The 17,821-nt window shown below is 42.7% G+C and carries 10 protein-coding genes; 3 read left to right on the forward strand and 7 right to left on the reverse strand.

From position 1 onward, the window contains the following. Positions 1 to 36: 36 nt before the first annotated feature. The 7 genes from KXD93_RS10430 to KXD93_RS10460 form a co-directional block, all read right to left on the reverse strand. On the reverse strand, positions 37 to 1,869 hold the full coding sequence (locus tag KXD93_RS10430) for a sodium:solute symporter family protein (RefSeq protein WP_258137033.1): 1,833 nt from the start codon (positions 1,867 to 1,869) through the stop codon (positions 37 to 39). Between the two features lie 176 nt (positions 1,870 to 2,045). Next, on the reverse strand, positions 2,046 to 2,921 hold the full coding sequence (locus KXD93_RS10435; protein WP_258137034.1) for an AraC family transcriptional regulator: 876 nt from the start codon (positions 2,919 to 2,921) through the stop codon (positions 2,046 to 2,048). A gap of 135 nt (positions 2,922 to 3,056) precedes the next feature. Beyond that, positions 3,057 to 3,578 (reverse strand): carbohydrate binding domain-containing protein, encoded by a 522-nt coding sequence (locus KXD93_RS10440; RefSeq protein ID WP_258137035.1) that lies wholly within the window; start codon positions 3,576 to 3,578, stop codon positions 3,057 to 3,059. Between the two features lie 186 nt (positions 3,579 to 3,764). After that, positions 3,765 to 5,015 carry an IPT/TIG domain-containing protein gene (locus KXD93_RS10445; RefSeq protein ID WP_258137036.1) on the reverse strand — a complete coding sequence of 417 codons (1,251 nt, stop codon included), beginning with the start codon at positions 5,013 to 5,015 and terminating at the stop codon, positions 3,765 to 3,767. 9 nt (positions 5,016 to 5,024) lie between these two features. Beyond that, positions 5,025 to 6,647, reverse strand: coding sequence for a RagB/SusD family nutrient uptake outer membrane protein (locus tag KXD93_RS10450; RefSeq protein WP_258137037.1), 1,623 nt, complete (start codon positions 6,645 to 6,647; stop codon positions 5,025 to 5,027). Between the two features lie 20 nt (positions 6,648 to 6,667). Further along, positions 6,668 to 9,868 (reverse strand): SusC/RagA family TonB-linked outer membrane protein, encoded by a 3,201-nt coding sequence (locus KXD93_RS10455; RefSeq protein WP_258137038.1) that lies wholly within the window; start codon positions 9,866 to 9,868, stop codon positions 6,668 to 6,670. A gap of 700 nt (positions 9,869 to 10,568) precedes the next feature. Next, on the reverse strand, positions 10,569 to 14,747 hold the full coding sequence (locus KXD93_RS10460) for a hybrid sensor histidine kinase/response regulator transcription factor (RefSeq protein ID WP_258137039.1): 4,179 nt from the start codon (positions 14,745 to 14,747) through the stop codon (positions 10,569 to 10,571). 469 nt (positions 14,748 to 15,216) lie between these two features. On the opposite strand from KXD93_RS10460, the gene KXD93_RS10465 reads away from it, so the two are divergent. From KXD93_RS10465 to KXD93_RS10475, 3 genes are read left to right on the forward strand one after another with little or no spacing between them, the layout of a single operon-like run. Next, a complete protein-coding gene (locus KXD93_RS10465; protein WP_258137040.1) occupies positions 15,217 to 16,026 on the forward strand; it encodes an MlaE family ABC transporter permease in 810 nt (269 codons plus the stop codon). A gap of 3 nt (positions 16,027 to 16,029) precedes the next feature. Continuing rightward, on the forward strand, positions 16,030 to 16,803 hold the full coding sequence (locus KXD93_RS10470; RefSeq protein ID WP_258137041.1) for an ABC transporter ATP-binding protein: 774 nt from the start codon (positions 16,030 to 16,032) through the stop codon (positions 16,801 to 16,803). An 18-nt stretch (positions 16,804 to 16,821) separates the two neighbouring features. Further along, positions 16,822 to 17,808 carry an MlaD family protein gene (locus KXD93_RS10475; RefSeq protein WP_258137042.1) on the forward strand — a complete coding sequence of 329 codons (987 nt, stop codon included), beginning with the start codon at positions 16,822 to 16,824 and terminating at the stop codon, positions 17,806 to 17,808. The last annotated feature ends 13 nt before the right edge of the window (positions 17,809 to 17,821 follow it).

Below are 17,821 nucleotides of genomic sequence, written 5' to 3' on the forward strand. Positions count from 1 at the left end.
AATCGGTGAAATCACAGCAAATCGGTGAAATCATGATCAATACTCCTTCAACCTATCCCACCATGTTTTCTTTAATATCACCACAATCACTGCCAAAATTCCCACGGTAACCAGCAGGGGCATTTTTTGCCTTAGCACCAGGTACATGGGTAAAATGGTTAAACAGCATTGTGCCGCAGTGCCAATCACCACATTAAACATGTTGATCTTAAAATTCCTGTTTGGTTGAAATAACGGATCATCCAGCATCACCGCCTGCTTAACCGGCTCCCAAAATCCCCACGGACGAATGGTTGAGTAAAAGGATTTTAAAACGGCCATTTCCGTTGGTGGTACTGCATACGAACCTATTATTGACCCAGCCAGCGACAAGCCAAACAACACCGGAAACCAGTATAACAGTTCCCCATCGGGCACGACCAGTGAGAACACCATCGACGTCACGATCCCGGTCAGCATTCCCCAGAAAAAACCGCTTGCGTTAAAGCGCCACCAATGCCATTTTAAAACATTCGATGCTACATATCCGCCATAAAGCGCGGATACAATCCATTGCAGTGCGCTGTTAACGTCCTTCACAAAAAATCCCAGGACCACACCTAATGCTACCACTATAATCCCTACCAAATAATTCATGGTAATTATTTTTTTGGTGGATGCCTGCGGGTTTACATATTTTAGGTAGATATCATTCACTATGTACGCCTGCGCCGCATTCATCGTGCCGCTGAACGTGCTCATAAATGCGCCCAACAAACCCGCCAGCAGCAAGCCTACCAAACCAACCGGCAAAAAATTATTGATCACCGCAGGCAGGATCCGTTCAAAATCAATCTCCCCGGCTCCATTCTTTAAATTCATCTGGTGATAAAACAGCAGGCCAAGAATAGTCAGGCTGATGATCAGCGTATACCTGATGGGCAGCAATATGATGTTAACAAAACCGCTCATTTTACTTGCTTCTTCCGGTGATCTGGTCGACAGGATCTTTTGCATATCATAGTTTGGTGCCGGGCCGGCAAGCGCTGCAAAGAATCCCTTAAAGGTCATCATCATAAAAAACAGACCGAATAATGAATAGCCGTCGCTTTTTATTTTTGCGTTTACCTCGGTTATTATCCCCGACCAGTTAAGCCCCAAATGTGACCCGAAGAACGGACTGTACCATCCGTTAGGAACATGCAAGGGGTTACCCTTCATATGTGCCGTTGCAATGATCCCGATCCAGGTACAAGCTACCGTCATGATGCCGTACTTTACCATATCACCAACAACGATGCTGTGCATCCCCCCTAAAATGGAGTAAAACATGGCAAACAGGGTGAAGATGATTCCGTAAACATGCGGCACATATTGCGGGGCCACGTCAAACGGGATGTACCCTTTTAACAAATCCCACGGTACAAAAATTTCAATGAACTTGCCCAGGCCAATGAAGCCGTAGGCGAGGAAACCCAAGCAGCTCAGCAACGCAAAAGCAATTACCACCAGGCTTGAACTGGTTACGCCTGCACCGGTTTTTCCAAACCTGGTGGCCAGCCATTCGGCCCCGGTTGCCGCGTTTGATCGCCGGAGCCAGCGCGACAGGTACATCATTAAAAACACCTGGTTAAATACCGGCCACAGCCAGGGGATCCAGATGCTCTTCATGCCGTATACAAAGCAAAGGCTTACCATCCACATGGTGCCGCTGATGTCGAACATATCCGAGGCATCGCTCAGGCCAAGCTTATACCAGGGCAGCGATTTACCGCCCAGCATATAGCTTTCTTTATTCTCCTTAGCTTTTTTACGGTACCACAGCCCTATAAATATGGTGCTCAGCAGGTATAATGCTATTATGGCAAGATCTATAGGGTGTAACTTCATTGACGTGCTAATTTGAAAAAGATGTGCAAATGTGCGGATATGCAGATGTGCGAATGATCAAGTTAAAAATAGGATTACTCAAAATACCATTATGATACTTTTTTAACATTTTATAGTTAGTATTTTATCAAATATGATTTTGTTATCCGCACATCCGCACATTAAAAATTCGCACATCAAATAAAAACCCTGTTCCCGGTGTAGGTTTCCCTAAACTCTTTGGGTATGCAAAGTTTTTTTCGTTTAAAGATCCTGTTGAAATTGGAAATATTGTTAAATCCGCATTTATAGGCAATCTCGGCTACTGTAGTGGTTGAGTCAATCAGCATCCTGGAGGCATGACCAAGGCGAATCTCATTCAGGCTATCGATAAAGGTTTTACCGGTGCGCTTTTTTATAAAGCGACTAAATGATGCTTCGGGCATATTAGCAATGCGGGCTACCTCTGCGAGGGTTACCTGTTTGTTGTAATTGGTGTTCATATGTTCAAACACGCGTTCTATCCGCCGGCTGTTGTAATAAAACTTTTCGTTGGTAAAGCTCGGGTCGGATAACGTCTTCATATTCCGCGAGATAGAAAGATCATGCAGAATAGACAACAACTCCAATACAGAATCAAAACCATTCTTTTTATCCAGGTTCAGCAACCGGTCCTTAAGCGAAAGGATTGTTTCAGGAGCAAATATTATCCCCCTTTGTGAGCGCTCCAGCATGTTCTTTAGGAAGCTCAGCTGGTTCCTTTTCAGAAATTTCTCATCAAAAAGATCCTTATGAAACTGGATAGTTATTTCTGTTATCTCTTCACTTGTACATTGATTAGTGAACCAGGCGTGGTACAAATTAGGACCAATCAGGGCTAGTTCCAACTCATCAATCACCTCGATATGCCCTCCAACAACGCGCTTTGCACCCTTTGCATTTATTATCAGGTTCAATTCATATTCATCATGATAATGAAGCGGAAAATCAAATTTCTTCTTAACCCGCGAAAAAATAGTAAAACAATCGCTCGGTGTCAGCGGGGTAATTTCACGCATTACATTACTCGTCATTATAAAATAAATTTAGTGTACAAAAAAATCAAATTGGTGATACGAATTTAACATTATTTTTAAATTTAGCTAGAGTACGTGGTTTATTTGGCTGATTTGGCGGAATTGGTAATTAGCACAAATTACTTGTTCAATTTAATCAACCTCTTTCGCCATCACATCATCTGCCAGCAATGTTCCTGACGCATTTCCCAGTGCGATTAAAATTTTGAAGCTTACCGCTTTGTCGGGAATAGTAATTTTTTTTGAAAGCAGTGTCCATCCCTGGTCGCCCGTTATCCTGGCAATATTTACCCCGTCCCCTACCTCTTTTTCCAACACATCTAAAAAAACAATGGTAAATATGGCGCCATCCCATTCATTCTTACCTTTTACAACATTCACAGCTTTTAACCATGCGCTAAATTCTATATTTCTTGCTTTCTTAGGTACCCGGATCGTTTGATCTACACCCACCCAATTTTCTGTATTTGCCGCCACTATCGCACAACTGTTTTTTCCTGTGTTAAAATCATATGGGGTAAGCTGCGCACCGTTATTATTCCACCCGTAAAGCTCATCTTCAAAACCACCGTTTGTTACCAGGTTTTTTTGAGCGAATGCGCTATTAAGCATCATCAGCATTAACACACAACCTGTAAGTAAATAAACTTTCATGTTTGGCACTATCGTAAGATTTAAAAAAAGCCACCACTTGCCTGGCCTGGGCCAAACCCGTGATGACTTTATAATTAACCAACTAAATAAATTATATAACTCATATTACTTTTTACGTTTTTCGACACCCTTTTCTATAACGACGGGCCGCCCTCTGCCGGTTCGCCCATCGCTATAAAACCGGTATTATTTTATAAATGCAACTTCATCAAAGTACATTGTTTCATTAACATCACCATTTTGGCCTTGTAAAAAGAAACCTAATTGCTTGGCAGGTGTTCCGTTTTTCCAGAAGTTAAGCAAATTAGGATTGCTTGATGATGGTGCGCCTAAAGGGATCTTAAAGTATGTCCACACTTTTGCAGGCACGGTAACCAATTGGGCTGCATAAGCATATTGATTCTGAACCTGGCCGTATCCGCCGGCCATCTGATCGCCAACCAATACCAGCGTATGCGTTACAGTCCCGCCTTTAACCCAGAAGGTTAAGTATTTATAATCCGCGCTGTAATCAATACTTGGGTACCAGTTTGCCCATCCTTCAATTTGCCATGCGCCTGCAGGATACGTTGCCACAATTGAAGCGGTGCCCATATGTGCAGTTGTTGTTGATACACCTGACGGATGTGACCATGAATTATCGCCCCATGAGTTTTTGAAATCGTTGTTCACAAAGATCTGGTATGCGTTATCAAGGTCAACAAACTCCTGTGTGCTTGCAGCCTGGCCGGATGCATAGGTAAATATAAGGTTTGCCCGGTTTATTGTACTGGCAGGCATTTTAATAACCATCTGGGTATCAACCTTGCTTACAATAGTAGCAGCATCAGTGGTTCCATTAATAGTTACTGCGGTTACTGTAGCAAAACTTACCCCTGTTAAGGTAATTTCCGAGCCGGCCACAAAGTTATAGTCCGAAACTTTTGAAATTGTCGGCGGTGGCGTTAATACAGTAAAATCATAACTAACGGAACCATGTAAGGTTGTAACCACTAACTTGTTAGGCTGATCGGGGCCGGTTGGGATATCCTGCGGGATGCCTACTATTATTGAGTTATCAGATACCAGGGCCGCATTAAAATAGGCCGATACACCGTTAAACTTTACAGAGACTACGCTCCCAAGGTTTTGACCAATTATGGCGTAAAGGTTTTGCTTTTTACCCGTAGTTGTAGTTGAATCAAACTTGATAACCTGCGGATTATAATTAGGGCTGGTTACCGTAGTTGCCACTCCCTGCGAATCATAGGTTATAGTAGTAATGGTTAACATGGAGTCAACCTGGCTTTTTGTTACGGTGCGCACCCGCGTAATTACCGGTGCACCTTTCCCGCCCACTATATTAGCGCTTTCCTTTTTACAGGATGCAAAGCCAAATACCATCAATGCCGATAGTACCCAGTATAATTTTTTTGATCTTAGATTTAATGTTTTCATATCTATTGACTATTTAAATACGTATGGAACAGGGGCCTTTACTAAATTCGGATCTGCTGCTGCTTCAGTTGCCGGGACAGGGAACAGAAAATCTGCATTTGTTGGTGTATAATTACCATCGTGGTAACGCACGGGTGGCGTATCGTTACTTGAGTCGCCCCTGTCCTGCTTGCTTATTATTGAAATAGCTACAGGGTGTGTGGCCGAGTTAAAGCCATCCAAACGGCACAGGTCATACCAGTAGTCGCCTTCAATAGCAAATTCCAAACGTCTTTCTTTTATAATATCCCTGAAGGTGATGCTTGTTTTTTGCTGCACGCCTGCACGCTGGCGGATCTTGTTAAAATAGGCAACTGCGGTTGCATCACTGGTACTTGCGGCTGTGTCAAGCCCGTGCCCCGCGCCAGGGTTGGCCGATTGACCTAAGATCGCCTCGGCAGCAATAAGGTAAACATCCGATAAACGCATAATGTAAGTATTCATCCCTGTTGACTGGAACGCGCTTGCTCCGTTGTTATCGGCAGGCGAGCCTACTACATATTTTTTAACTTGCGCATGCGTGCCTTGCGAACTTGCATCGGCAGGAAGGGTATAACCACCCTGGGCCTGGTCAAGATAAGCATAATAATCACCGGGAAGCATAATGGTTGCTTTTCTGCGCAAATCGCCGGAATTAGCTGCAAAAGCATCCTGCAAGTCAAAGGTCGGGGCCAGTACACCATAGCCATCGCCGGTTTGTGTAATTGCGCTGCTATAAGCAAATGATGACTGTACTGCATTACCAAAACCATAACCAGCATTTGCAAGCCACTGTAAGGCAATTATTGATTCCTTATTGTTGTTATTGGCTATTTTAAACAGATCTTCATAGGTTTTGCCTGCAATATCAATCCCGAATAATTGAAACTCACCACTATTGATAACCTTTTCAGCTTCCAGGCGCGCATTGGCATAATCCTGCATGTACAGGTAAACTTTTGAAAGCAATGCCGATGCCGAACCGCTTGATACGTGGCCTGTTGCCGCAACATTTGCCGTACAATTAGCCTCTGCATATTTCAGGTCGTTGATGATGAATTTGTAAACATCAGTCACCGGGTTGGTATTAACATTTTGAAAGTTACTAACCTCAAGCAATGGATTTTCTACAATCGGCACGTTGCCAAAAATACGGGTAAGGTAAAAATAAGCCAAGCCGCGCATTAAGCGGGCTTCGCCCATGGCATTATTTACCACGTTAGCCGGTACTGAAGCAGGCACATTAGCAGGCAGATTGGCAATCAACGCATTTGATTGTGCCACTACTGTGAATAGTGAATTCCAGGCTGCGCTCAGCTCAAAGTTACCGTTTGATACAGAGAAGTTTCCAAAAGCAACCACATCTGATGAATAGGTGCGTCCGTTGCCGCTGGCCAGCTCACTTATCGACCAGCCAACTTTTGTATTAAACCCAAACCAGGGGGCCGCATAAAGGGCATTGGTACTTGCCTTTACCTGGTCGGCAGTTTGATAGTAACTACCAACGGTGGTCTGGCTTTCTGGCGGGCGGTTAAAAAATTCCTTTTTACAACCGGAAGCTATAACTCCTGTTAATGCCGCCATGCTTAAAATGTATTTTATATATCTTTTCATATTAATTTCCTTTTAACAAATTAAAACTCAGCATTCAATCCAAAAATAACTGTACGCGGTATTGGGTACCTTCCATTATCTATGTTCTGTAATATCGGGCTCTGGTTTAATGAACCGATTTCAGGGTCAAGACCGGTGTACTTGGTAAATACGTACAAGTTTTGGCCGCTTGCATATACCTTTAAATGGTTTAGCTTAGCGTAGTGCGCCCACTTAGCCGGTAAGTTATAACCTAACCGCACATTCTGAATCCGAAGGAATGAAGCACTTTCTAAAAAGCGGTCGCTCATAACCAGGTTATTGTTTGCTATACCTGCCCTTGGCGCCGGTATATTTGAATTTGGATTGCTTGGCGTCCAAAAATTTGCTGATGCTGCTGTTTGATTTTGATATAAGCCTGATAAGCCTTCAGTTTGGTAACGCAGTGCATTCAGGATTTTACCACCGTATGATCCGTTTAAGAATATGGATAACTCAAAATCTTTGTAGTTGAAATTGTTGGTTATGCTATAAGTAAAATCGGGATTGGGATTGCCAAGTGCAGTTTGATCTTTTGTATCAACTTTGCCATCATGGTTAATATCCTGGTATTGAATATCACCCAGCCAGATTGAATTGGCTACGCTCCTGTCATTTGTAACTACGGCTGGTGATGTGCCGCCTGTTACGTTTTGAGGATGGGTCGCCAGGTATTGCAGTTGGGCGGTTGTTTTAATAATACCCTGTACTTTGTAACCATAAAACTCACCAATAGGCCCGCCAACAGTTGTATTAGTTACCGGTAAGCTTACATAGCTGGTGTTTTCGCTGCCGATAAGTGACGGATAGCCGTTTAACGATACTACTTTATTGTTATATTTTGAGAAGATTATACCAGTTGTCCATTTAAAATCCCGGCCTTGAATGTTACGGCTGTTTAAGCTGATCTCAAAGCCTTTATTCTCAATTTCACCGGCATTTTTATAGGGCGGCTGCAAAACGGCAGCACTTGAATATTCAGCAACACCACCTACAAGGAAAGCTGGCAATGGCTGCTGGAAAAGGAAGTTTTTTGATGTTTTTTGATACACATCAAATGAACCGTCGATCCGGTTATTAAACAGGCTGAAATCAATACCGGCATTTTTTTGGATGGCAGTTTCCCACGTAAGGTTAGGGTTGGCAATGTTACCAACAATAAAACCTGTTCCAAACCCTGTGCTAACCGGGGTAATTGCCGAACCATACCTGTAACCCGGAATATTTGAGTTACCTGTAGTTCCGTATCCTACTCTTATTTTAACATTATCTGCAACGCTTTTTATACCTGCCATAAATGGCTCTTCAGATAACCTCCATGAAACGGCAACACCCGGAAAATATCCTGTTTGATGCCCCGGAGCAAAATTTGATGACCTGTCGCTACGGATAGACGCGGTTATACTGTACTTATTATCGTAAGTATAAATAGCACGGCTAAGGTATGATTCCATTACAGTGGTACCTTTATTTTCACCTATCAGGTCTGATGATTGTGTACCCAAACCTAATGTTTGTAAGGTATTACCGGCTGTAAAGCCTGATATGGCTGCAGAAACCGCGTCGTAATTTGATTCCCATACTTCGCGCCCGGCCATTAAGTTAAGCACGTGCTTTTTATTAAAAGTATGTGCGTAATTTAAAGATTCGTTCCAATCCCAGTACTGGTCGTCAGTATTGTATTCATTTAACCTGGCTGTTGCGTTGGTATATGCAGCGCCTGATCCGGTTGAGCCGTATGAATAGGTAGGCTGGAATGTTTTGGCTTTTGTAAAGTTGAAGTTTCCGCTTATCTCTGAACGTAAGCTTAAACCTTTAATAATTTGCAGATCGCCGTAAATGTTTCCCTGCACGTTATTTCTTATTAAATTATTGGTAAGGCTAAGCGCCTGCTGAACCGGATTGGGCTGCCCCTGGATAGTTCCGTTTGAAGTTACTGCCGGACCTGCATACGTGCCATCGGCGTTATATACCGGGCTATCGGGGGCGCTTAACAAGGCATAATAAACCAAACCTGTATTCTCGCCTAAACCTGTATTTTGATTGCTGCGGCTGGCAGATATGGTGCCGCCCACTTTAAACCAGCTTTTTACCTGCGAATTAATTGTTGAGCGGAAAGAGTAACGGTTAAAATCGCTACCGATAATGGTTCCTTCCTGTTTTAAATATCCACCTGATATATAATAATCCAGGCCATCTTTTCCGCCTGATATGGATACGGTATGGCTTTGCTGAGGAGCGTTTTTGAAGATAGCCCTTTGCCAGTTAGTACCCGGCCCTAATATTGAAGGATCAGCAAACTCACCTCTCCTACCTATTCCAAAAGCATCGGCCAGCACATTTTCAAGATTGGCGTATTGCTGAAGGTCCATCATTTTTATAAACTTACCTTGGGTTTGAACACCGTAATAGCCATCGTAATTTATTTTTGCACTGCCATTCTTTCCCCTTTTAGTAGTAATAATTACCACACCGTTTGCGCCCCTGCTACCATAGATGGCAGTAGCCGATGCATCTTTTAAAACATCAATAGATTCAATGTCATTCGGGTTGATAAGGGATAGCGGACTAACACCGGTTTCTTCCTGTCCGCCGCCTGTGCGGGTTAATTGCGGAGAGTTGGTTGCATCACCTTGTACAGGCACGCCGTCAATCACGTACAATGGCTCGCTTTGGCCAAAAGAAGTGATCCCCCTGATGTGAACAGAAGTTGCACTACCCGGGCCACCCGAGTTTTGGGTGATGGTTACACCTGCGGCTTTACCCTGCAGCATCTGGTCAACGCTGGGTTGCGGGATATTGGCAAGATCTTTTGCCGTAACAGATGAAATGGCACCGTTAACATCCTGCCGTTTTTGCGTGCCGTAGCCAATAACTACAACATCTGCCAGGGCATTTGATGTTAAAAGCAGCTTTACATTAATAGTTGCCCTGTTGCCTATCAAAACTTCCTGTGATTCCATCCCGATGAATGAAAAAACAAGCGTCTTGCCGGCAGATGGCACCTGGATGCTATAATTGCCATCAATATCGGTAATGGCATTTATTTTAGCACCTTTAACAGTAACTGTAGCGCCGGGAAGTGTTACACCTTTTTCATCGGTCACCGTTCCTTTGATTACTGTCCCCTGGTTTTGCGCCCGCACTCCGGCACAAATTAACAAGGACATGAACAGCAATGCTATTCGTAGAATTTTTCGCATAATAATTAGTTAATTGATAATTGATTTATTTTGAATTTTGGTTTGTACTAATTGGTTAATTGGTGTATGCCCTGCCGATTTGAAAGCAAATGATAGAGAAAGCTATAGCAGGAGTTTCCACCCCTATTGCTGATTCAGCAGGCAATTAAATTGCTGCCAACCGGATCCACTAAAATTTGTAAACGAATTTTTAGGTTTAATTTCAGCAGGCGAATTGTGGCGCCTGCTGATTTTTCATTACACTGAGGGTAAAATTATACGCTATTAATAGCCCGGTTGTGGATAAATGGGGGTACAAATGTCAACCTTAATTACTTATTTGATTATCAAGTAATTAAATAACAAACACGTCATATCCAACACACTATTGATGCAAATAATTGACAAATGTGCACCCATTATGGGCAGAGGAATTGTTTTAAAAGTGATATTATAGTATCATACAGAGTGGCGAATGGTGAGTTGTCGATGGTGAGTTTCAATCAAAATAAAAAATGAGAGGCAGCGCCCGATGAATATTGTAACAACGGATTTTAACCCATTGAAAAAACAGGAGTACTGGCTTATTTCTGATGGATTAAAATCCACCCCTATAAAATTGGCCGAGGCTCTGCCTCTGAATGGAGGTTAAATCAAATTACCTGAAGTTAGAGGCAGCACCTCGATGGATCTTGTAACAACGGATTTTAATCCGTCGAAATTAATCATCCAATTCAGCGGTTGCGTATTTCGATGGGATTGTATTATACTCCGATTTAAAGGTTTTAACAAAATACTTCTGGCTCTTGAAGCCTACCTTGTGGCAGATCTGCGATATGGTAAGGTGCCCTGTTTCCAACAATTGTGCAGCACGCTTTAACCGCATGGAACGCACCAGCTCGTTCGGGGTTTTTCCGGTCATCGCCAGGATCTTCTTGTAGAGCGTATAACGACTCACAAATACTTCGCTGCTTAGTTCCTCAACAGAGAAATTAGGATTCGGGATATTATTGTCGATCAACAGCAATACCTTTTTGATGAACAGCTCATCCGGCGACTCTACATGTTCTTCCGTCGGGTTTACCTCAACCTGTTTGGTATAGGTTTTACGCATGTATTCCTGCTGGCTCAGGATATTCCTGATCTTTGATTGTAGGATCTCGAAGTTAAAGGGTTTGGTCATGTAATCAGACGCGCCTGTTTCCAACCCCTTTAGTTGTTGTTCTTCACCAATTAAGGCGGTAAGCAATATCACCGGGATATGCGAGGTACGCTTATCGTTCTTTATCTTCATGCACAAGTCTATCCCGTTCATCTCGGGCATGCTGATATCGCTTACAATTAAGTTTGGATGCTGGGCCAGTGCCTTTTGCCATCCCTTTTTGCCATTCTCGGCCTCTATAATATTAAAAGCCGATTTTAAGTTATCCTTAATGTAAAACCTGAAGTCGTCATTATCTTCAACCAGCAAAACAGCAGGCTTCTTGCCATCGCGGTTTTCCTTTTCCGTGCCGTTTTTTTGCTGAACCGGGTCATTAGTAAATTCACCCGCATGGTTTAATTGTACAGGTGCATCGGTAAAGATCTTTTTGTCCACTTCACGCAAAGGCAATAAAACTGTAAAGCAGCTACCCTGGTTAAATTCACTTTCTACAAAAATTTCGCCATGGTGCAGTTTTACAAACTCCCTGGTAATTGACAAGCCTATCCCACTGCCCTGGTTAAGCATCGAACCCGGAATATCGTTCTGAAAAAACGGGTCGAAGATTCTGTCGCGTTTATCTTCAGCTATGCCAATCCCGGTATCTATCACCCTGATCTCCAATTGCTGCTCGTCTGCTTCGGTAGAATTAACCAAATTCAGCAATACACTTACCTGCCCGCCCTCGTGGGTAAATTTGTAAGCGTTAGACAGGAGGTTGAACAAAATACGTTCAATTTTATCGTGGTCAAAGGCTGTATAAAACAATTCTATCTCCGTATCAAAAATAAACCGGATATTTTTTTGATCGGCTATATCGGTAAACGCATACGACAGTTCCTTTATAAAGCCAATGATCTCGCCATTTCTTTCATGCAGCTTTAGCTCCTGGTATTCCATCTTCCTGAAATCGAGCAATTGATTTACCAAATTCAACAGCCGCTTCGCATTGCGGTTTACCAATAATAATTGGCGCTGAATTTCGGGTTCGTTTATCTGTTTCAGGATCCTGTCAACCGGCGCCATTATCAACGACAACGGCGTACGAAACTCATGGCTTACGTTGGTAAAGAATTTTATCTTCATCAAGTCCAGCTCATGCATTCGGTGTGCTTCTTCCCGCTCCTTTTCAATTGAAAATTGCTGCCGGATCTTATTGATACCACGTTTACGCAAATAAAGCAAGGTGCTTAGAATCAGTATGGCATATAGGATATAAGCCCACGTAGTTTTCCAGAACGGCGGTAAAATACTGATGTGCAGCCTAAGTTCCTTGTTGTTCCAGTTTTCGTTATCTGTGGCTCTTACTTTAAAGGTATAATCCCCGGCATCAAGGTTTGTATAGGTAGCTTTGCGAACCTTATTATCAGCAGTTATCCAGCCCTTATCAAAACCCTCCATCATGTATTGGTATTTGATCTTATCCGGGTTAAAATAATTGAGTGCAGCAAATTCTATAGAAAATACGTTATCGTTATATTTAAGGTTGAGTGATTTTAACCCGGTAATAGATTCAGGCAAGATCACCCTGCCATTAACCTTTTCGCCAACGCTTAGGCTTTGGTTAAAAACCTGCAGGTCGGTAAAAATCAAATTAGGGTGATTTTTATTGGTGTTGATATTTGATGGCCTGAACATGTTAAAGCCGTTACCCCCACCAAATAATAACTCCCCATCGCGGGTTTTAAGCGACGAGTTCTCTGTAAATTCCCGACCCTGCAATCCCTCCGTTTCGTTGTAATTTACAAAACGAAACTTAAGCGCTTTGCCACTGCGGTCAACAATAATGTTCGACAATCCATTAGGTGTGCTTACCCACACGTTATTCCGGTCGTACTCCTGCAAGTCTATCACCGCGTTATCAGGCAGGCCATCCTGTTTGCTGATATTGGTGAATTTACCTGTTTTATGGTCGAAAATACTAATACCCTCATGTGTGCTAATCCAGATCAGGCCATCCACGTCTTCCATGATATTGTTGGTGCTGTTATTTACCAGGCTGTTGCTGTTTTTCTCGTCATGAATATAATGGATAAACCTGTTTGTTTCCTTCATTAAAACGTCCAACCCGTATGAGGTCACTATCCAAAGGTTCTTGCGTTTATCCTCCAATATCCGGCTTACGTAATTGGATTGAATGGCATTATCCCCCTGGTGGTATATGTAATGGCTAAAACTTTGCGTACCGCTGTTAAACACATTGAACCCTGCCGACAAGGTACCAACCAATAATTGATGATCAGAATTTTCAGTTATAGCACATATTCTGTCTTCCGAGATACTTCCCGGCCGGGAATCGTCATGTTTGTAGTGTTTAAAGGTTCTGCCGTCAAAACAATCCAGGCCGCCAAAATAAGTGCCGATCCACAACTTCTGCTCATGATCAATAAACATGCACACTATTACGTTATTGGTAAGGCTATTGGGGTTATTAGCATCGTGCAGGTAAGTTTTAAAGGTTCCCTTTTTCCTGTCGAAATAAATAAGACCGCCGCCATTGGTACCTATCCAAATATTGCCGGTTTTATCCTCGGCGAAACTGTTGACGTCGCCAAAGCTCAGGCTTTGCTGTTCTGAAAACGGATCGGCCAAATGGTGGGTGTAAAGTGGAAACTTGATGATGCTTTCGTGGTAATAACCCACGCCCTTTTTATAAGTACCCACCCAAACAATGCCGGTATTATCCTTATAAAGCAGCGTTATACTATTTTGACCGATGGTTTTGTTATCGTCTTCTCTGTTAAGCAGGAACCGAATTTTAAAGTCCTGCTTGTTTAACAGGTTCACGCCGCCGTGGTCGGTAGCTATCCAGATCCTGTTTTTATCATCCTGGATCACGCTGGAAACCACGTCAGTATTCAAATGGCTTTGATCATTTCCTTTATCAATATGTTTAAAAATGCCCTTCTTTACATTGATGAAATAAACGCCGGCGGAATAAGTAGGCACAAATGCCCAGATATCGTCCTGTTTATCTATAAAGATTTTATAGGACGAGTTTAATTCACCTGGCAACTTATTGAACATGTGCGAACGGTAGGTTACCCTCAAAGTTTTAGGATCCATTCGTTCCATCACCCCGCTACGGTAAGTAAGCCAGAAATTACCGGCTGAGTCCTGCGCCACGTCCGAAACGGCATTACCGCTAATACTCGACGTATCGGTAGTGCTATGGGTTAAATGGATGGTTTTCTTTGTTTGGGGATTATACCTGTAAACACCTAAATATTTATGGAGAAACCAGAAATTACCATCCCGATCCCTTTTAATACCACTCAGAAACCTGTCTGGTATAGCAATTGAGTGCAGATACCCCACTATGTTGTGCCCAAATTTTTCAGTAGCCGGATCGTAAATATTAAACCCGTTACGTGTTTCTATCCATAGTTTATTTTCGGGGCCGTTTATAATATTTACTATGTAGTCGTCATCCAGGGAGGAGGTATCGCTAACAGAATGCTTAAATACCTTGAATTTATATCCGTCGTACCGGTTTAGGCCCGAAAGGGTACCAAACCACATAAAGCCTTTGCTGTCCTTAAATATACTGGTTACATTATTGTGCGATAACCCGTTGCTGATATCCAGGTGCGAAAATTGGAATTGATTGTTTTGAGCCCTCAAAAAAGTCACAATAAACAGCATAGAGAAGCTAAGCAACAAAATTTTACAATTCAGGGATGTAATTTTCAGGCTCATATGTGTTTTTTTGAAGCAATAAAACTTAGGTTTGCACCGCGAAACTTTAGGTGTATAAAACCAGCATTTTGCGCAACTCTGATATTGACGCCTCCCGATTGTTGGAAGTGACAAAAAACAGCGTCAGGATGCGGCTTTAAATTTTTACTTAAGTAATTTATTTATAATTGGTTTGCACATCAAAAGTAACTGCAATTAAGAAGTCAGGTATAATATTATTTTTACGTTTCTTAATTGAAAATTAACATTTTTTTATATAAAACGGTCTAATTTAAGCATATTTAAATAAATTACATTTTCAATTTGTAATACTTTTATTACATTTTTTTCAGAGATTCTTAAGGTTTGTAAAGTAGTTTAAAACAATTAAACGCCCCCCTTACTTTTAAAGCCAATATAAGCTCATCAAACATCCTTTAGGTTTGTTTGTATTTAACATGATGATCGGCACAAATTTTTATCACCATTAATGGATCAAGCAAGCAGCACCCCCCCAGCTAAACAAAAAAAACGTTCGAGGTTTGGTCAGCAGCTATCTGATTTTTTTTCAAGCGTTTATAACATTCATCTTTTTATACTTCGTTTTTTCCGCGAGGCCTTTGTACCGCCATTCGAATTTAAGGAGATAATAAGGCAATGTTTTGAAGTGGGCGTACGCTCATTTACCCTTATTACAGTAACCGGCTTTATTGTCGGCTTAATATTCACCAAACAGTCACGCCCTTCGTTATTAGAGTTTGGAGCAACATCATGGCTGCCGTCGCTGGTTTCAATTGCCATTATGCGCGCGCTTGCCCCGTTGGTAACGGCCTTGATTGCATCGGGAAAGGTTGGTTCCAGTATCGGCGCCGAGCTTGGTTCCATGCGGGTAACCGAGCAGATTGACGCCATGGAAGTATCGGGCACCAAGCCCTTCAAATATTTGGTATGTACCCGTGTAATTGCTACAACTATCACCATCCCCATTTTAGCTACTTATACCGGCTTTATTGCATTGTTGGGGGGCTATTTAAACGTGGCACAAAACGAGGGTACCAGTTATACCAGCTTTATGCAGCAGGTGTTCCAACCGCTGCAGTTTCTTGACTTTACCGCGTCCCTGATAAAATCCATCGTATTTGGTTTCACTATAGGCATTGTTGGTTGTTACCAGGGCTATTATTCAACCAAAGGCACCGAGGGTGTTGGCAAGGCAGCAAACGGCGCAGTAGTAACGGCCATGTTTTTAGTTTTTATTGAGGAGATAATTATTGTGCAGATAACCAGTAACTTCCGGTAAATTATGGAAAAGCAAAAAGCACAAATCGACTATAATAACCCGGTTATCAGCATTCGTGGTGTTGCAAAGGCTTTTGAAGACTATGCCGTTTTGCGTGGGATCGATCTTGATCTTTTCCAGGGAGAGAACCTGGTAGTCCTTGGACGTTCAGGTACGGGTAAATCGGTATTAATAAAGCTGGTATCAGGTTTATTGAAGCCCGATAGGGGCACCATTAAAGTATTGGGCCAGGAAGTAACTGAAATAAGTGAGAAAGAATTGCAGGAACTACGGATTCGGATAGGTTTTTCCTTCCAGAACAGTGCGCTTTATGATAGTATGACCGTTCGCAAAAACCTTGAATTTCCGCTAGTTCGGAATCGTAAAGGTATCACCCGGGCGGAAATTGATAAGGCTGTTGAAGAGGTGCTGGATTCGGTTGGCTTGTCGCAAACCATTAATCAAATGCCGGCGGAACTTTCAGGCGGGCAGCGTAAACGGATCGGGATCGCACGTACGCTGATCCTGAATCCCGAAATTATGCTGTATGATGAGCCAACTGCCGGCCTTGATCCCATTACCTGCATCGAAATAAATCAACTGATAAACCAGGTTCAGCAACAATACAACACGTCATCCATTATCATCACCCACGATTTAACCTGTGCCAAGGAAACCGGCGATCGCATTGCAATGCTGCTCGACGGCCAATTTCAACGGGTTGGAACTTTTAACGAAGTATTTGATACAGATGACAAAAGGGTAAAACCATTTTTTGACTACAACTTTATACAATAGATATTTATAGCATATATTATGGCTGCAATAGAAAATAGAAAAGCAATAACGGTCGGGATCTTCCTGTCGCTTGGCCTCGTCATATTCATACTGGGTGTGTTTACCCTTGGCGGGCAGCAAAAAAGCTTCGCCAAAAGCATAAAGGTGAGCGCCGTTTTTGACGACGTGGCCGGCTTGAAAAAAGGGAATGACGTTTGGTTTTCAGGCGTAAAGGTGGGTACTATCACCAAAATAACCTTTGTTGGAACCCAACGGGTAGATGTTGACATGAAGGTTGCCGAGGATGTTCAGCAGTTTATTCACCGCAACGCCGGGGTCCGGATAAGTTCGGACGGATTTATCGGTAATAAAATCATAGTGATTGATGGTGGCAGTCCGCAGGCTCCCGAGGTGCAAAACGGAGATGTGCTGCAGGCGGAGAAGCTCGTATCAACCGACGATATGCTAAAAACCTTGCAGCAGAACAACCAAAACCTGCTTTCAATTACTACTGATTTTAAGCTGTTAAGCCATAAAATACTACAGGGAAAAGGAACGGTTGGCACCCTACTGGCAGATAGCCTGATGGGCGAGCAATTACGCGCATCAATGAAGAACCTGCAAGCGGCGACCTCCAGCGCAGCCCGCCTGGCCACTGACCTGGATAAATTTAGCGCTAAAATGAATACCAAAGGCGGCCTTGCCGATAAGATGCTTACGGATACTACCGTATTCAATCATATAAAAGCATCGGTTGCCCAGTTGCAACAGGCAGCAACAAATGCATCAACCTTAACTGATAACCTGAACAAGGCCAGCAACAAGCTGAATACTACGGATAACGCAATGGGTCTTTTACTAAATGACCCCAAAGCCGCGGCCCAGGTACAAAGCACACTGAATTACCTTCAGGCAAGTTCCATCAAACTAAATGATGATCTGGAGGCAGCCCAGCACAATTTCCTGTTAAAAGGTTTCTTCAAAAACAAAGCGAAGGCAAAAGCGGATAGCTTGAAGAAGAAGTAAGTTGTAAGGGTTG

This window comes from Mucilaginibacter phenanthrenivorans (assembly GCF_024721155.1).
Classification (GTDB): Bacteria; Bacteroidota; Bacteroidia; order Sphingobacteriales; family Sphingobacteriaceae; genus Mucilaginibacter; species Mucilaginibacter phenanthrenivorans.